Source organism: Streptomyces sp. NPDC102441, assembly GCF_044765585.1.
In the GTDB taxonomy this organism is placed as follows: domain Bacteria; phylum Actinomycetota; class Actinomycetes; order Streptomycetales; family Streptomycetaceae; genus Streptomyces.
Window position 1 is genome coordinate 21,142 of record NZ_JBIWKH010000019.1, and the last position, 13,633, is coordinate 34,774.

The 13,633-nt window shown below is 70.1% G+C and carries 15 protein-coding genes; 8 read left to right on the top strand and 7 right to left on the bottom strand.

Going from position 1 to position 13,633, the window contains the following annotated elements; genetic code table 11:
* The first annotated feature begins 342 nt into the window (after window positions 1-342).
* Entirely contained in the window at window positions 343-720 is a 378-nt protein-coding gene (locus tag ACIREO_RS33650) for a WhiB family transcriptional regulator (protein WP_404117197.1), read from the top strand.
* Window positions 721-782: 62 nt separating this feature from the next.
* Here the strand turns inward: ACIREO_RS33650 and ACIREO_RS33655 are convergent, their stop codons facing one another.
* On the bottom strand, window positions 783-2,246 hold the full coding sequence (locus ACIREO_RS33655; RefSeq protein WP_404117199.1) for an ArsA family ATPase: 1,464 nt from the start codon (window positions 2,244-2,246) through the stop codon (window positions 783-785).
* Window positions 2,243-3,277 (bottom strand): ArsA family ATPase, encoded by a 1,035-nt coding sequence (locus ACIREO_RS33660; protein WP_404117200.1) that lies wholly within the window; start codon window positions 3,275-3,277, stop codon window positions 2,243-2,245. The genes ACIREO_RS33655 and ACIREO_RS33660 overlap by 4 nt, the downstream gene beginning before the upstream one ends.
* A 71-nt stretch (window positions 3,278-3,348) precedes the next feature.
* Between ACIREO_RS33660 and ACIREO_RS33665 the strand changes: the two genes are divergently transcribed.
* The 4 genes from ACIREO_RS33665 to ACIREO_RS33680 all read left to right on the top strand — a co-directional run bounded on the left by ACIREO_RS33665 (window position 3,349) and on the right by ACIREO_RS33680 (window position 5,885).
* On the top strand, window positions 3,349-3,507 hold the full coding sequence (locus tag ACIREO_RS33665; protein ID WP_019992579.1) for a DUF4177 domain-containing protein: 159 nt from the start codon (window positions 3,349-3,351) through the stop codon (window positions 3,505-3,507).
* Window positions 3,507-3,977 carry a RidA family protein gene (locus ACIREO_RS33670; RefSeq protein WP_404117203.1) on the top strand — a complete coding sequence of 157 codons (471 nt, stop codon included), beginning with the start codon at window positions 3,507-3,509 and terminating at the stop codon, window positions 3,975-3,977. The genes ACIREO_RS33665 and ACIREO_RS33670 overlap by 1 nt, the downstream gene beginning before the upstream one ends.
* 118 nt (window positions 3,978-4,095) lie before the next feature.
* A complete protein-coding gene (locus tag ACIREO_RS33675) occupies window positions 4,096-5,058 on the top strand; it encodes an NUDIX hydrolase (protein ID WP_404117206.1) in 963 nt (320 codons plus the stop codon).
* Window positions 5,055-5,885 carry an MBL fold metallo-hydrolase gene (locus ACIREO_RS33680; protein ID WP_404117208.1) on the top strand — a complete coding sequence of 277 codons (831 nt, stop codon included), beginning with the start codon at window positions 5,055-5,057 and terminating at the stop codon, window positions 5,883-5,885. The genes ACIREO_RS33675 and ACIREO_RS33680 overlap by 4 nt, the downstream gene beginning before the upstream one ends.
* A gap of 126 nt (window positions 5,886-6,011) precedes the next feature.
* On the opposite strand, the gene ACIREO_RS33685 is transcribed toward ACIREO_RS33680, so the two are convergent.
* Entirely contained in the window at window positions 6,012-6,686 is a 675-nt protein-coding gene (locus tag ACIREO_RS33685) for a Crp/Fnr family transcriptional regulator (protein ID WP_031090867.1), read from the bottom strand.
* A gap of 253 nt (window positions 6,687-6,939) precedes the next feature.
* Between ACIREO_RS33685 and nth the strand changes: the two genes are divergently transcribed.
* The 3 genes from nth (at window position 6,940) to ACIREO_RS33700 (ending at window position 10,007) form a co-directional block, all read left to right on the top strand.
* Window positions 6,940-7,782: an endonuclease III gene (nth, locus tag ACIREO_RS33690; RefSeq protein ID WP_404117210.1), complete on the top strand. Its 843-nt coding sequence runs from the start codon at window positions 6,940-6,942 to the stop codon at window positions 7,780-7,782.
* Window positions 7,783-7,972: 190 nt separating this feature from the next.
* The gene (locus ACIREO_RS33695; protein ID WP_404117213.1) at window positions 7,973-8,710 is read left to right on the top strand and encodes an NUDIX hydrolase; all 738 of its coding nucleotides are present in this window, start codon (window positions 7,973-7,975) and stop codon (window positions 8,708-8,710) included.
* Between the two features lie 91 nt (window positions 8,711-8,801).
* Entirely contained in the window at window positions 8,802-10,007 is a 1,206-nt protein-coding gene (locus ACIREO_RS33700) for a MarP family serine protease (RefSeq protein ID WP_404117216.1), read from the top strand.
* Window positions 10,008-10,134: 127 nt separating this feature from the next.
* Here ACIREO_RS33700 and ACIREO_RS33705 read toward each other — a convergent pair whose 3' ends face one another.
* The 4 genes from ACIREO_RS33705 to nhaA form a co-directional block, all read right to left on the bottom strand.
* Window positions 10,135-10,338 carry a hypothetical protein gene (locus ACIREO_RS33705; RefSeq protein WP_404117218.1) on the bottom strand — a complete coding sequence of 68 codons (204 nt, stop codon included), beginning with the start codon at window positions 10,336-10,338 and terminating at the stop codon, window positions 10,135-10,137.
* Between the two features lie 105 nt (window positions 10,339-10,443).
* Window positions 10,444-11,421: an alpha/beta fold hydrolase gene (locus tag ACIREO_RS33710; RefSeq protein ID WP_404117220.1), complete on the bottom strand. Its 978-nt coding sequence runs from the start codon at window positions 11,419-11,421 to the stop codon at window positions 10,444-10,446.
* A complete protein-coding gene (locus ACIREO_RS33715; RefSeq protein WP_404117222.1) occupies window positions 11,418-11,945 on the bottom strand; it encodes a phage holin family protein in 528 nt (175 codons plus the stop codon). Before ACIREO_RS33715 ends, ACIREO_RS33710 begins: the two co-directional genes overlap by 4 nt.
* Window positions 11,946-11,984: 39 nt before the next feature.
* Window positions 11,985-13,421, bottom strand: coding sequence for a Na+/H+ antiporter NhaA (gene nhaA, locus ACIREO_RS33720; protein WP_404117224.1), 1,437 nt, complete (start codon window positions 13,419-13,421; stop codon window positions 11,985-11,987).
* Between the last annotated feature and the right edge of the window lie 212 nt (window positions 13,422-13,633).

Sequence of the window (13,633 nt, forward strand, 5' to 3'; positions counted from 1 at the left end):
CTCTCAACTGTCACAGCAGTCCGATTCTGCATCAACCCCCCTGCACGGCCTTCAACGGAATTCAGCCACCTGCCGGGACGCTCCCGAATTCGTCTCATGTGTCGCCGAATGTCCGTTGTGACTTGGGGCTTCTGTCCCGATTCGTTCGGGAAGGTCCCGCATGTCCTTGCATCACTCCTCTGGGTGATCTGCCGCGTACGCATAGTCCGTTCGGACCATTCAAGATTGGGCTCGAAGGGGGTGTTGTGCTGTCCCCACCTTCCGTAACGTCCTCAACTGGCAGCGGTGAATATGCCGCTACCGCCGTGGGGGAGCCTCGATTCGGGAGAGGACGGCGCCGGCATGGGCTGGGTAACCGACTGGAGTGCGCAGGCAGCCTGCCGCACTACCGATCCGGATGAATTGTTCGTACAAGGGGCAGCGCAGAACAGGGCCAAGGCGGTGTGCACCGGTTGCCCGGTGCGGACCGAGTGCCTGGCCGACGCGCTGGACAATCGCGTCGAGTTCGGCGTGTGGGGCGGAATGACGGAGCGGGAGCGCCGGGCGCTGCTGCGCCGACGGCCGACCGTCACGTCCTGGCGCCGCCTGCTGGAGACCGCGCGCAGTGAGTACGAGCGGTCCACAGGCATGCTGCCCGCAGCGGTGGGCCTGGATGACGGCCTGCACGACGAGGGCCTGCATGACGACGAACTGCACGAGAGGTTCGCCGCCGTGGGGTAGCGCCGCGCGCTCGTAGTGCCGCACGGGCTGCCCTGGGGAGGCCCGCGGTGGTCCTGGGCGGCTCAGGCCGGTGTGGGAGCGGAACCTGTCGCGAGCAGTTCCCCGATGGCCCTGAGGCCTGAGAGGTCGTGCACGTCACCGGGCAGCGCGGCCACCTCGGTCACCGGGACCTCGGGGTGAAGCGTGGTGAAGCGGTCCCGTGTGTGCTGCTCGCGCGCGACGACCTGCATCCGCTCGGCGTGCAGCCGCAGGAGACCCGCGGTGAGCTGCTCGATGGACACCTCGACGGATGCGGCGTCCGCGGCGGGCGCGTCGTGCCTGTCTGTTTCCGTGTGCGTGGTTGGTCCGGACGGGTCAGGCGACTTTCGGCCACGGCCGTGCGGCTCCGTCTCGGCGGTGCTCGTCGTCCGGTCGTGCTGGGGCGGCTCCTGCTGTGACGGCTCCTGCTGTGACGGCTCGTGTGGTGCGTGCTCGTTGCTGCGCTTGGGGGAGAGCGGCGGCTCCGGGGCTTCGGGAGAGGTGACGGACACCGGGTCCACCGGGTCACCAAGGGCAGCCTTCCCGGCCGTCTGATCGACAATGCCGACGCCTTCAAGATTTTCTGCGGCTGTCAGCGCCCGCTCCGAGGAGAGCCGTGCGGCCTCGCTCCCGTGCACCCGGTTGAGCACCAGGCCGGCCAGTGGCATCTCCTCGGCGGCCAGCCGTTCCACGAAGTACGCGGCCTCGCGCAGCGCGTCCCGCTCCGGCGTCGCCACCACGAGGAATGCCGTGCCTGGTGCCTGGAGCAGCTTGTACGTCGCATCGGCCCGGGTACGGAATCCGCCGAACATGGAGTCCATCGCCGCGACGAAGGTCTGTACGTCACGGAGGAACTGTCCGCCGAGGAGCTTGCCGAGCGTCCCCGTCATCATCGACATCCCGACGTTGAGGAATTTCATCCCGGCCCGCCCGCCGATCTTGGCCGGGGCGATCAGAAGCCGGATGAACTTCCCGTCCAGGAAGGAGCCGAGACGTTTCGGCGCGTCCAGGAAGTCCAGGGCGGAACGGGACGGCGGGGTGTCGACGATGATCAGGTCCCACTCGTCGCGCGCCCTGAGCTGGCCGAGCTTCTCCATCGCCATGTATTCCTGTGTGCCCGCGAACCCGGCCGACAGGGACTGGTAGAAGGGGTTCTCCAGGATCGCGCGGGCCCGCTCGGCGTCGGTGTGCGCCTCGACGGTCTCGTCGAAGGTGCGCTTCATGTCGAGCATCATGGCGTGCAGCTCGCCCTCGCCCCCGATGTCCTCGACCCGGCGCGGGATGTTGTCCAGCCGGTCGATGCCCATGGACTGGGCGAGCCGACGGGCCGGGTCGATGGTGAGCACGACGACCTTGCGGCCGCGCTCCGCCGCCCGGACGCCGAGCGCCGCCGCGGTCGTGGTCTTGCCCACGCCGCCGGAACCGCAGCACACGACGATACGGATCCCCGGGTCGTCCAGGAGCGCGTCGGTCTCCAGCCCCGGTGCGATGTCCGTGCCCAGCGTCATGACCCCGCCCCTTCTCCGGATCCGCGTCGCTTCCCGCCCGGGGGGCCGTGCCCCGCCGCGTCCGCGGTCTCATCGCCCACACCCTGCTTGCGGAACTCCGCTGCCAGCTCGTACAGCGCGGACAGGCTCACTCCCTCGCCCATCAGCGGGAGCTCCGCCGTGGGCAGTCCCAGCCCGGCCAGCACCGCGCGCTGCTCACGCTCCAGACGGACGCGCTGCGCATGCTCGGCGGCCTGCTCGACGAGCGGTCGTACCAGACCGGCGGAACCTGTCACGCCGGCCCGCGTGAGCGTCTTCGCGATCTCCTTGCGGCGGCCTCCCGAGGCCGTACGCAGCGCGTCCTCGTCCAGCAGATGGGGCCGCACCATGTTCACGACGACCCGCCCCACGGGCAGTTCGGCGGCCCGCAGTTCGGCGATGCCGTCCGCTGTCTCCTGGACCGGCATCTCCTCCAGGAGCGTCACCAGGTGGACCGCGGTCTCGGGGGACTTCAGGACCCGCATCACGGCCTGCGCCTGATTGTGTATGGGGCCGATCCGCGCCAGTCCCGCGACCTCGTCGTTCACATTGAGGAAGCGCGTGATGCGGCCGGTGGGGGGCGCGTCCATGATCACGTGGTCGTAGACGAACCTGCCCTGCTTGTCCTTGCGGCGTACGGCCTCGCAGGCCTTCCCCGTCAGCAGGACGTCCCGGACCCCTGGGGCGATGGTGGTCGCGAAGTCGATCGCGCCGAGCTTCTTCAGTGCCCGGCCGGCGCTGCCCAGCTTGTAGAACATCTGGAGGTAGTCCAGGAGGGCGCGCTCGGCGTCGATCGCCAGTGCGTGGACCTCGCCGCCGCCGGGCGCCACGGCGATCCTGTGTTCCTCGTAGGGGAGGGGCTCGGACTCGAAGAGCTGGGCGATGCCCTGTCTGCCCTCGACCTCGACGAGGAGAGTGCGCCTGCCCTCGGTCGCGAGGGCGAGCGCGAGTGCGGCGGCGACCGTGGTCTTACCGGTCCCGCCCTTGCCGCTGACGACCTGGAACCTGCTCACGTCTTCGAGCCTAACCAGTCAGCAGGCAGGCTACGCACGAGACCGCCTGTGCCAGGCATTACAGTCGGCTCATGACCAAGTGGGAATACGCGACCGTGCCCCTTCTCGTGCACGCGACCAAGCAGATTCTGGACACCTGGGGCGAGGACGGCTGGGAGCTGGTCCAGGTCGTTCCCGGCCCGAACAACCCCGAGCAGCTCGTGGCCTACCTGAAGCGGGAGAAGCCGTAGTGGCGGGCGCCGTCGAGGCGAAGCTCGCCGAACTCGGCCTGGCGCTCCCGGACGTCGTACCGCCGCTGGCCTCCTACCAGCCCGCCGTCCGGTCGGGGGTGTACGTCTACACCTCGGGCCAGCTCCCCATGGTGGACGGCACACTCGCGGTGACAGGCAAGGTCGGTGCCGAGGTGACGCCTGACGAGGCCAAGGAGCTGGCGAAGACCTGCGCGCTGAACGCCCTGGCGGCGGTGAAGTCGGTCGCCGGTGACCTGGACCGGATCGCACGGGTCGTGAAGGTCGTGGGCTTCGTCGCCTCCGCCTCCGACTTCACCGGGCAGCCGGGAGTCGTCAACGGGGCGAGCGAGCTGCTGGGCGCGGTTCTGGGTGACAAGGGCGTGCACGCCCGAAGCGCCGTCGGTGTCGCGGTGCTGCCGCTGGACGCACCGGTGGAGGTCGAGGTCCAGGTCGAGCTCGTCGACGCCTGATCCCGCACCTCCACGATCCCGCCCGGTCCCGCGACCGGGCGGGATCATGCGTGTATGGGGCAGACACCGCGGCCCGGGGCCCCTCGAACATCGGCGCGGTTCCGGATAGCCTCCGGCCATGTCCAACGGTCAGTGGTACCCACCGGAATGGCCCGCCCGGATCCGGGCCCTCGCCAGCGGCGAGCTGACAGCCGTGACCCCCAGGCGGGCGGCCACCGTGATGCTGCTCCGGGACGACACATCGGGGCCGGGCGCCACCGGTCCCTCCGTGCACATGCTGCGCCGCCGCACCTCCATGGCCTTTGCCGGAGGCGCGTACGCCTATCCGGGTGGCGGGGTCGACCCGCGCGACGACGACCACCTCGTGCGCTGGGCGGGACCGTCCCTGGCCACCTGGGCCGTCCGGCTGGGCGTCGGCACGGCCGCCGAGGCACAGGCCGTCGTCTGCGCGGCGGTGCGTGAGACGTACGAGGAAGCAGGGGTCCTGCTGGCCGGACCGACCGCCGGCACCGTCGTGAGCGACACCACGGGCGCCGACTGGGAGGCCGACCGTGAGGCCCTCGTCGCCCGGGAGCTGTCCTTCGCGGGCTTCCTGGACCGCCGGGGCCTGGTGCTGCGCTCCGACCTGCTGGCCGCGTGGGCGCGCTGGATCACCCCGGCCTTCGAACCGCGACGGTACGACACCTGGTTCTTCGTGGCCGCGCTCCCGGAGGGCCAGCGCACCCGGAACGCCTCCACCGAGGCCGACCGGACGGTGTGGATCCGGCCCGGGGACGCCGCCGACGGCTACGACAAGGGCGACCTCCTGATGATGCCGCCCACCGTGGCCACCCTGCGGGCCCTGAGGCCGTACGGGACGGCCGCGGAGGCGCTGGAGGCAGCGGATTCCCAGAACCTCACTCCCGTGCTGGCAGAGGCCCGCATGGAGGGGGACGAGCTGGTGCTGAGCTGGCCGGGGCACGACGAGTTCACCAAACACATCCCGTCCACCTCGGGGGACGCCTCTGGGGACCTCCCTGGGGACGCCTCTGGGGACGCCTCTGAGGACGCCTCTGCCGACGTGGAAGGCGGCACCGCATGAGCGACGCGGCAGCACTGCCCGGACAACCTCGCGGCGGGGCCCTGTCCGGGCCGGCCACCACCCGTACGGTCAACGTCCTGGCCCCCAACGCCTCGGCGATGACCCTGGACGGAACGAACACCTGGATCGTCGCGGAACCGGATTCCGATCTCGCCGTCGTGATCGACCCGGGGCCTCTGGACGACGTACACCTGCGGGCCGTCATCGACACGGTGGAACGGGCGGGCAGGCGCGTCGGCCTCACCCTGCTCACGCACGGACACCCCGACCACGCGGAGGGCGCCGCCCGGTTCGCCGGGCTCACCCGTACGAAGGTGCGCGCCCTGGACGCGGCCCTGCGGCTGGGCGACGAGGGGCTCGCGGCAGGCGACGTGATCACCACGGGAGGCCTGGAACTCCGGGTCGTCCCCACCCCGGGTCACACCGCGGACTCGCTCTCCTTCCATGTGCCGGCCGACCGGGCCGTGCTGACGGGAGACACGGTCCTGGGGCGCGGCACCACGGTCGTCGCCCACCCGGACGGGCGGCTCGGGGACTACCTGGACACCCTGCGGCGGCTGCGCTCGCTGACGGTCGACGACGGGGTGCACACGGTGCTCCCGGGGCACGGGCCTGTGCTGGAGGACGCGCAGGGCGCCGTCGAGTTCTATCTCGCCCACCGGGCACACCGCCTGGCCCAGGTGGAGACGGCCGTGGAGGCGGGGCACCGGACGCCCGCCGAGGTCGTGGCGGCCGTGTACGCGGATGTGGACCGTTCCCTCTGGCCGGCGGCGGAGCTGTCGGTGCGGGCCCAGCTGGAGTACCTGACCGAGCACGGCCTGATCTGACCTGGCCCGGCCCGTCCCCGGAAACGGCCGGGGCACGCGAAAGGCCCCACCGGCCGGTGGGGCCTTTTCGACGGCTGCGTCCTCCGGGGCGATCTCGTCCAGGGCGCCGCGTAGGCGGTGGAGGCGTCAGCGGGACCGCTTCGCCAGCCGCTCCACGTCCAGCAGGATCACGGCGCGCGCCTCGAGCCGCAGCCAGCCGCGGCCCGCGAAGTCCGCGAGCGCCTTGTTGACCGTCTCGCGGGAGGCTCCGACCAGCTGGGCCAGCTCTTCCTGCGTCAGGTCGTGGACGACGTGGATGCCCTCCTCCGACTGCACGCCGAAGCGGCGCGACAGGTCGAGGAGCGCACGGGCGACGCGGCCCGGCACATCGGAGAAGACCAGGTCGGACATCTGGTCGTTGGTCTTGCGCAGCCGGCGGGCAACGGCACGCAGCAGCGCGGTGGCCACCTCGGGGCGTGCGTTCAGCCAGGGCTGGAGGTCTCCGTGACCGAGGCCGAGGAGCTTGACCTCGGTGAGCGCGCTCGCCGTCGCGGTGCGCGGGCCCGGGTCGAAGAGCGACAGCTCCCCGATCAGCTCGCCGGGGCCGAGCACGGCCAGCATGTTCTCCCGCCCGTCGGGGGAGGTGCGGTGGAGCTTCACCTTGCCCTCGGTGACCACGTACAGGCGGTCGCCCGGGTCGCCCTCGTGAAACAGCGCGTCACCGCGTGCGAGGGTCACCTCACTCATCGAGGCGCGGAGCTCCGCGGCCTGCTCGTCATCGAGCGCCGCGAAAAGCGGGGCGCGCCGCAGAACGTCGTCCACGAGTTCTCTCCTTGTCGGCCTGTTCAGGGAAGCGTGGTTTCCATGATGCCGGACGGTAAAACAGTGCGATCGATCACAAACCAGTTTGACGCACGGGCGTGCCGGACCCTACGGCAGGGGGCCGATCGGGCGTGGACATGCGGTGACCGGGGCGGATGTCAGTCCCTGGCTCTAGGCTGGCCGAGTGTCCGGAGCGCCGGTGACAGCGCAGGCCGAGGGGGCTGATGGGGTGTCGGGAGAGAAGGATTCTGCTGTGGGCGAACAGGTTGTACGAAGTGTGAAAAAAGCCGCGAACCGTCCGACGGGGGCGGCTTCGGGCAAGCCCGCGAAGCCTGAGTCGCATCTCGCGATGGTCCGCCGCGCCCGCCGGATCAACCGCGAGCTCGCCGAGCTCTATCCGTACGCCCACCCGGAGCTGGATTTCCGCAATCCCTTCGAACTCCTGGTGGCCACGGTTCTGTCCGCCCAGACCACCGACCTGAGGGTCAACCAGACCACTCCGGCCCTCTTCGCCGCCTATCCGACGCCCGAGGACATGGCTGCGGCCGTTCCCGAGAAGCTGGAGGAGATCATCCGGCCGACCGGCTTCTTCCGGGCCAAGGCGCGGTCCCTCATGGGCCTGTCGGCAGCCCTGAGGGACGACTTCGGCGGAGAGGTCCCCGGCAGGCTGGCGGATCTCGTGAAGCTGCCCGGTGTCGGGCGCAAGACGGCCAACGTCGTCCTGGGTAACGCGTTCGGGGTGCCCGGCATCACGGTGGACACCCACTTCGGCCGGCTGGTCCGCCGCTGGAAATGGACCGAGCAGGAGGACCCTGTGAAGGTCGAGGCCGATATCGCCGCGATCTTCCCGAAGAGCGAGTGGACGATGCTCTCGCACCGCGTGGTCTTCCACGGCCGCCGCATCTGTCACTCCCGCAAGCCCGCCTGCGGCGCCTGCCCGATCGCCCCGCTCTGCCCTGCCTACGGGGAGGGCGAGACGGATCCCGAGAAGGCGAAGAAGCTCCTGAAGTACGAGATGGGCGGCTATCCGGGCCAGCGCCTCAGCCCGCCCCCGGACTATCCGGGCAGCCCCGCACCGCCGCTTGGAGCCGGGTGAGCGGCCGTTCCGCGGGGATGGGCGTGACCGGCGCCCCGCTCGGTCCTGCCGCCGGAGGGGTGGCCGGTGCCCTGCCCGGGCCGTGGGGCCGAGAAGCGGGCGGCGTCCTTCGCGGGCCCGCCGGCCCCGTCCGCGCGGAACGAGCGGAACGAAATGGCTGGCGACAGGCGTTAAAACGACGGGGGTGCCCATGACGCACGCACAGAGCACACGGGCCGCGACCGACGCGGCCACCACCGACACGGGCGCGCCCCAGGACAGCGCGCTCACCGTCACCACCGACGGCCTGCCCGCCTGGCTGGAGCCTGTGGCCCGGGCAGCGCGTACGGTGCGGGCCCAGCAGCTCAGCAGGTTTCTGCCGCCGGAGAGCGGCGCGGGGCGCCAGTCCGCCGTCCTGGTCCTCTTCGGTGAGGGCGAGCGCGGTCCGGAGCTGCTCCTGATGGAGCGTGCCGGTTCCCTGCGCTCCCACGCCGGCCAGCCGTCCTTCCCCGGGGGCTCCCTCGACCCCGAGGACGGGGACCACGCGACCACCGGGCCGCTCAGGGCCGCGTTGAGGGAGGCCGAGGAGGAGACCGGGCTCGATCCGAGCGGTGTCCAGCTCTTCGGTGTGCTGCCCCGGCTGTACATCCCGGTGAGCGGCTTCGTCGTCACACCCGTCCTCGGCTGGTGGCGGACGCCCAGCCCGGTGGGAGCCGTCGATCCCGCCGAGACCGCCCGGGTCTTCACCGCCCCCGTGGCAGATCTCACGGATCCCGCCAACCGTGCGACGGCCGTTCACCCGAGCGGCCATCAGGGTCCGGCGTTTCTGGTCGAATCCGCCCTGGTCTGGGGATTCACAGCCGGTGTGATCGACAGGATTGTGCACTACGCGGGATGGGAACGCCCCTGGGACAGGACCAGGCAGGTGCCGCTCGACTGGCGCGCATGACAGGCTGACTCCCGTGCTGCGCTGTTCCGGGCCTGGCCCGGACCCCGTCGAACCGGACGGGCCAGGTGACGAATCTGCGAGGCTATAGACGGTGAACGTGCTGGACATCCTGCTGCTCGTCGGCGCCGTGTGGTTCGCGGTCATCGGCTACCGCCAGGGTTTCGTCGTCGGCATCCTGTCCGTGATCGGTTTTCTGGGCGGCGGCCTCGTGGCTGTCTACCTGCTGCCGATCATCTGGGACCAGGTGACCGACGGGTCGGAGGTCTCCTCCACCGCTGCCATCATCGCGGTCGTGATCGTGATCGTGTGCGCCTCCGTGGGCCAGGCGTTCACCACCCACCTCGGCAACCGGCTCCGCAGGTACATCACGTGGTCGCCGGCGCGTGCCCTGGACGCCACAGGCGGATCCCTGGTCAATGTGGTGGCCATGCTCCTGGTGGCCTGGCTGATCGGCTCCGCGCTGGCCGGCACGTCGCTGCCGACGCTGGGCAAGGAGGTCCGTAACTCCTCCGTCCTGCTCGGCGTCTCCCGGGTGATGCCCGATCAGGCCTCCACCTGGTTCACGGACTTCTCCTCCGTCCTCGCGCAGAACGGCTTCCCGCAGGTCTTCAGCCCTTTCGCCAACGAGCCCATCACCGAGGTCGACGCGCCGGACCCGGCGTTGGCCGGAAGCCCCGTCGCCACCCGTGCCAAGAAGTCCATCGTCAAGGTCGTCGGTATGGCTCCGGGCTGCGGCAAGGTCCTCGAAGGAACCGGTTTCGTCTTCTCCGACCGCCGTGTGATGACCAACGCCCACGTGGTCGGCGGCGTCGACGAACCGACCGTCCAGATCGGCGGCGAGGGCCGGCTTTACGACGCCAAGGTCGTCCTCTACGACTGGGAGCGGGACATCGCCGTACTGGACGTCCCGGACCTGGACGCCGAGCCGCTGCGCTTCACCGACACCGACAAGGACGCGGGGAGCGGTGACAGCGCCATCGTCGCCGGCTTCCCGGAAAACGGCGCCTACGACGTACGCTCCGCGCGCATCCGCGGCCGCATCGACGCCAACGGCCCCGACATCTACCACCGGGGCACCGTGCGACGAGATGTCTACTCGCTCTTCGCGACCGTCCGCCAGGGCAACTCCGGCGGCCCGCTGCTCACTCCGGACGGAAAGGTGTACGGAGTGGTGTTCGCGAAGTCGCTCGACGACCCGGACACCGGTTACGCGCTGACGGCCGACGAGATCCGCGAGGACATCGAGCTCGGCAAGTCCACGGCCCAGCAGGTCGACAGCCAGGGCTGCGCACTCTGAGGTATCCGTCCGGCGGACACCAGCAGTCCAGGGGCCACCTGCTGCTGTCGTACGGATGCCACGTACGGGCCCCGGGCCTCAGCGGACCGGGGGCCTGTGCGTGGTGTGATGCCTGACGGCTACGGGGTCATCCGCGGGGATGGCGCAGGCGCGCCGAGACCCAGCGGGCCCGGCGGTGGAGAATACGCGGAATGCCCAGCCGGAGATCATGGAAATCGCTCACATCGTGCACCCGGCTCCTGGAGCCGCCCCCCTCATGAGTGCTCGGACCAGCAGGAGCGGTCGAGCGGCGGTTGCGTGCTGCGTCATTGAAGTCGCGCGTCCAGCCCATACCCCGACGTCTGCCCGTGAGCCGTGGTCGGTAATCGTGCGCGAGTCAGCCAATTGGCTTATGCGGCAGGCAATTGGCTGTTCGTCGGACACCTGTGCCCGTCGGCTACCGGTCGGGCTCAGGGTCCTTGAGCCAGTTGATGAGTTCGGCCGAGAAGCCGACCGGGTCCTCCTCGTGGGGGAAGTGCCCCAGACCGTCGAAAAGTCGCCACCGGTACGGCGCTTCGACGTACTCGCCGGACCCCGCTGAACTACGGGTCCGGATCGCCGGATCGAGCGAGCCGTGGAGATGCAGCGTCGGTACACGTACCGGACGCTTCATCCGCCGGTTGAACTGGACGCCGTCCGGACGGGCCAGTGAGCGGACCATCCAGCGGTACGGCTCGATCGAGCAGTGGGCCGTCGAAGGGATGCACATCGCGCGCCGGTAGACGTCCATGGTCCCGTCGTCGGGGAAGCCGGGGGTGCGCGGCCCCGACCAGTCGCGGATGAGCCGGGCCACCAACGCAGCGTCGTCCGCGACGAGCTGACGTTCCGGAACCCAGGGCCTCTGGAAGCCCCAGACGTGTGAGCCGGCCCGGGACTGAGCGAAGTCCGCGAGCATCGAGGAGCGCCAGCGGCGCGGATGCGGCATCGAGGAGACCACGAGCCGCCGGACCAGCTTCGGCCGCATCACGGCCGCCGTCCAGGCGAGGTAGCCGCCCATGTCGTGCCCCACGAGCGCCGCGTCCGGCTCGCCGAGCGAGCGGATCACGCCGGTGACGTCGAGCGCCAGGTTCGCGGGGTCGTAGCCCCGGGGCGTACGGTCGCTGCCGCCCACCCCGCGAAGGTCCATCGCGACCGCTCGGTACCCGGCGTCGGCCAGGGCGGTCAGCTGATGGCGCCAGGTCCACCAGAACTGCGGGAAGCCGTGCAGCAGCAGCACCAGCGGCCCGTCGCCGAGCTCGGCGATATGGAAGCGCGCGCCGTTGGCGGCCACATCACGGTGGGTCCAGGGCCCGTCGAGGCGAACAGGGCCACCGGGCCCGGCAGCCGGTCCCAGCGGCCCCACCGGGCCGGATGCGCTGAAATCGGGGTCGGTCATGTGGACGAGCGTGTCACAGAGACCGCCTTGTCCTGGACAGGACGGTTCTCGATGGCCCTGTCCGCGAGTGTGCTGCCCTGCGCCTGCTCGATCGCACGCGCGCCGGCGGGGCGGGGGTGGGGCTTGACGCCCTGGAGAACCGCCGCGGTCTGCTTCGCCGAAGCGATGGACTTCTCCGGCGGCTTGACCTTCTTGAACTTGGCGTACCCGAAGAGGCCGAGCAGGGCCCCCAGCAGGATGAAGGCACCGCCGACGATCAGGAACGACCAGGCCAGACCGAGCCCGAGATTGTGGATGCCGTACGCCGCGGCGAAGCTCAGCACGGGGATCGCGAAGAGGATCAGCACACCCGTGACGATGAAAGCCACGCTGCCGATCGCGCCGCGCTTGACGTCCTGACGCATCTCGGCCTTGGCCAGCGCGATCTCATCGTGGACCAATGCGGACATTTCAGCGGTCGCCGAAGCGAACAGCTGTCCGAGACTACGATCGGTGCTGCCCGCGTAGTTGCCGGGGTCGCTCATCCCTGACTCCCTCTCTTCTTCCGTACATCCGATGTCAGATCATGCCGGACTGTCCGGCTTGCTGCTCGCTGCCCCGGCCCGTTCGGCAAGGCGACGGTGCTCGGCAGCCTTTCTCTCGTAGATCGCGGCCATGCGCAGGTGGTACTCGGGGTCGTCCTGCTCATAGACGTCGGGCACTCCCGATTCGTCCGCGTCGAGCTCCTCGGCCTCGTACAGCGCCCTGTATCTGCGTACCCGCAGTCTGAGCAGTACACCGGAGAGTACGGCGGCAATCAGGGAACCGATGAGTACCGCTGCCTTGACGTCGTTGATCATGTCCTCGTCGGTGAAGGCGAGCTCCCCGATGAGCAGCGAAACGGTGAAGCCGATACCGGCCAGCGTGGCTACGGCGAAGACATCTGCCCAGGCGAGGTCCTTGTTCAGCTGGGCCTTCGTGAAGCGGGTGACGAGCCAGGTGCCGCCGAAGATGCCCACGGTCTTTCCGACGACCAGACCGAGCACCACCCCGAGCGTTTCGGGCCGCGTGAAGACGCCGGCCAGGGCATCGCCCTTGAGGGTGACACCGGCGGAGAACAGAGCGAACAGCGGAACCGCGACACCGGCCGACAAGGGGCGCACCAGATGCTCGATGTGCTCGCCCGGAGAGTGCGTCTCTCCCTCGCGCCTGGTGCAGCGCAGCATCAGCCCCATGGCGACGCCCGCGATCGTTGCGTGTACGCCGCTGTTGTACATCAGCGCCCAGATGACCAGGGCGAGCGGCAGATAGATGTACCAGCCTCGTACTCCCGTGCGCAGCAGTACATAGAACACGGCCAGCCCGGCGAAAGCCCCGCCGAGTGCCAGGAAGTCGATGTTCTCGGTGAAGAAGACCGCGATGATGAGGATGGCGAAGAGGTCGTCCACGACGGCGAGCGTCAGCAGGAAGGCGCGCAGCGCCGACGGCAGTGACGTGCCGATGACCGCGAGGACGGCGAGCGCGAAAGCGATGTCGGTGGCGGTGGGGACTGCCCAGCCGCCGAGGGATCCTCCGCCGAGTGCGGCGGTCAGTGTGTAGACCAGGGCGGGGACGGCCATGCCGCAGAGCGCTGCCGCGACGGGAAGCGCCGCGGCCCGGGGATCACGGAGTTCGCCGGCGACCAGCTCACGCTTGAGTTCGACGCCCGCCACGAAGAAGAAGACGGCGAGCAGTCCGTCGGCCGCCCAGTGGGACACCGAGAGATCGAGCCCCAGGGCTTCGGGGCCGAAGTGGAGATGGCTGACGGACGCGTAGGTGGAGCCGGAGGTGTTGGCCCAGATCAGCGCGGCGACGGCCGCCAGCAGCAGGATGACGCCACCGACCGTCTCGGTGCGCAGGGCTTCGGCGACGTAGTTGCGCTCGGGGAGTGACAGCCGGCCGAGCAGGGTGCGGCGGCCGGAAGGGGGAAGGGGCGGGGCCACGAGGAAGACCTCCGGGTCGGGTTGCGGCAGTGGTGGCATGGCGGATTCACATGCCGACCAGACTTCCCGGCGCCCCTGTGGAGATTTCTTGTGCTGTTGTCGCTCGCTCGCTCGTGCTCGGTGTTTGCACTTGCTGGCCGGCGTGCACACGAACGTGCTGACGTGCGCCGCCGACTGAGACGTCACTCTACCTGGGCTGTCGGAAGCGTATCCGGATCCGGTGTCCCCCACTCGCAGGCGCGCACCGGGCC

Excerpts from the sequence above, each read along its gene's own strand:
- ACIREO_RS33650 (WP_404117197.1), top strand. The coding sequence starts at position 343 with ATGGGCTGGGTAACCGACTGGAGTGCGCAGGCAGCCTGCCGCACTACC.
- ACIREO_RS33655 (WP_404117199.1), bottom strand. The coding sequence starts at position 2,246 with ATGACGCTGGGCACGGACATCGCACCGGGGCTGGAGACCGACGCGCTC.
- ACIREO_RS33665 (WP_019992579.1), top strand. The coding sequence starts at position 3,349 with ATGACCAAGTGGGAATACGCGACCGTGCCCCTTCTCGTGCACGCGACC.
- ACIREO_RS33675 (WP_404117206.1), top strand. The coding sequence starts at position 4,096 with ATGTCCAACGGTCAGTGGTACCCACCGGAATGGCCCGCCCGGATCCGG.
- ACIREO_RS33680 (WP_404117208.1), top strand. The coding sequence starts at position 5,055 with ATGAGCGACGCGGCAGCACTGCCCGGACAACCTCGCGGCGGGGCCCTG.
- ACIREO_RS33695 (WP_404117213.1), top strand. The coding sequence starts at position 7,973 with ATGACGCACGCACAGAGCACACGGGCCGCGACCGACGCGGCCACCACC.
- ACIREO_RS33705 (WP_404117218.1), bottom strand. The coding sequence starts at position 10,338 with ATGGGCTGGACGCGCGACTTCAATGACGCAGCACGCAACCGCCGCTCG.
- ACIREO_RS33710 (WP_404117220.1), bottom strand. The coding sequence starts at position 11,421 with ATGACCGACCCCGATTTCAGCGCATCCGGCCCGGTGGGGCCGCTGGGA.
- ACIREO_RS33715 (WP_404117222.1), bottom strand. The coding sequence starts at position 11,945 with ATGAGCGACCCCGGCAACTACGCGGGCAGCACCGATCGTAGTCTCGGA.
- nhaA (WP_404117224.1), bottom strand. The coding sequence starts at position 13,421 with ATGCCACCACTGCCGCAACCCGACCCGGAGGTCTTCCTCGTGGCCCCG.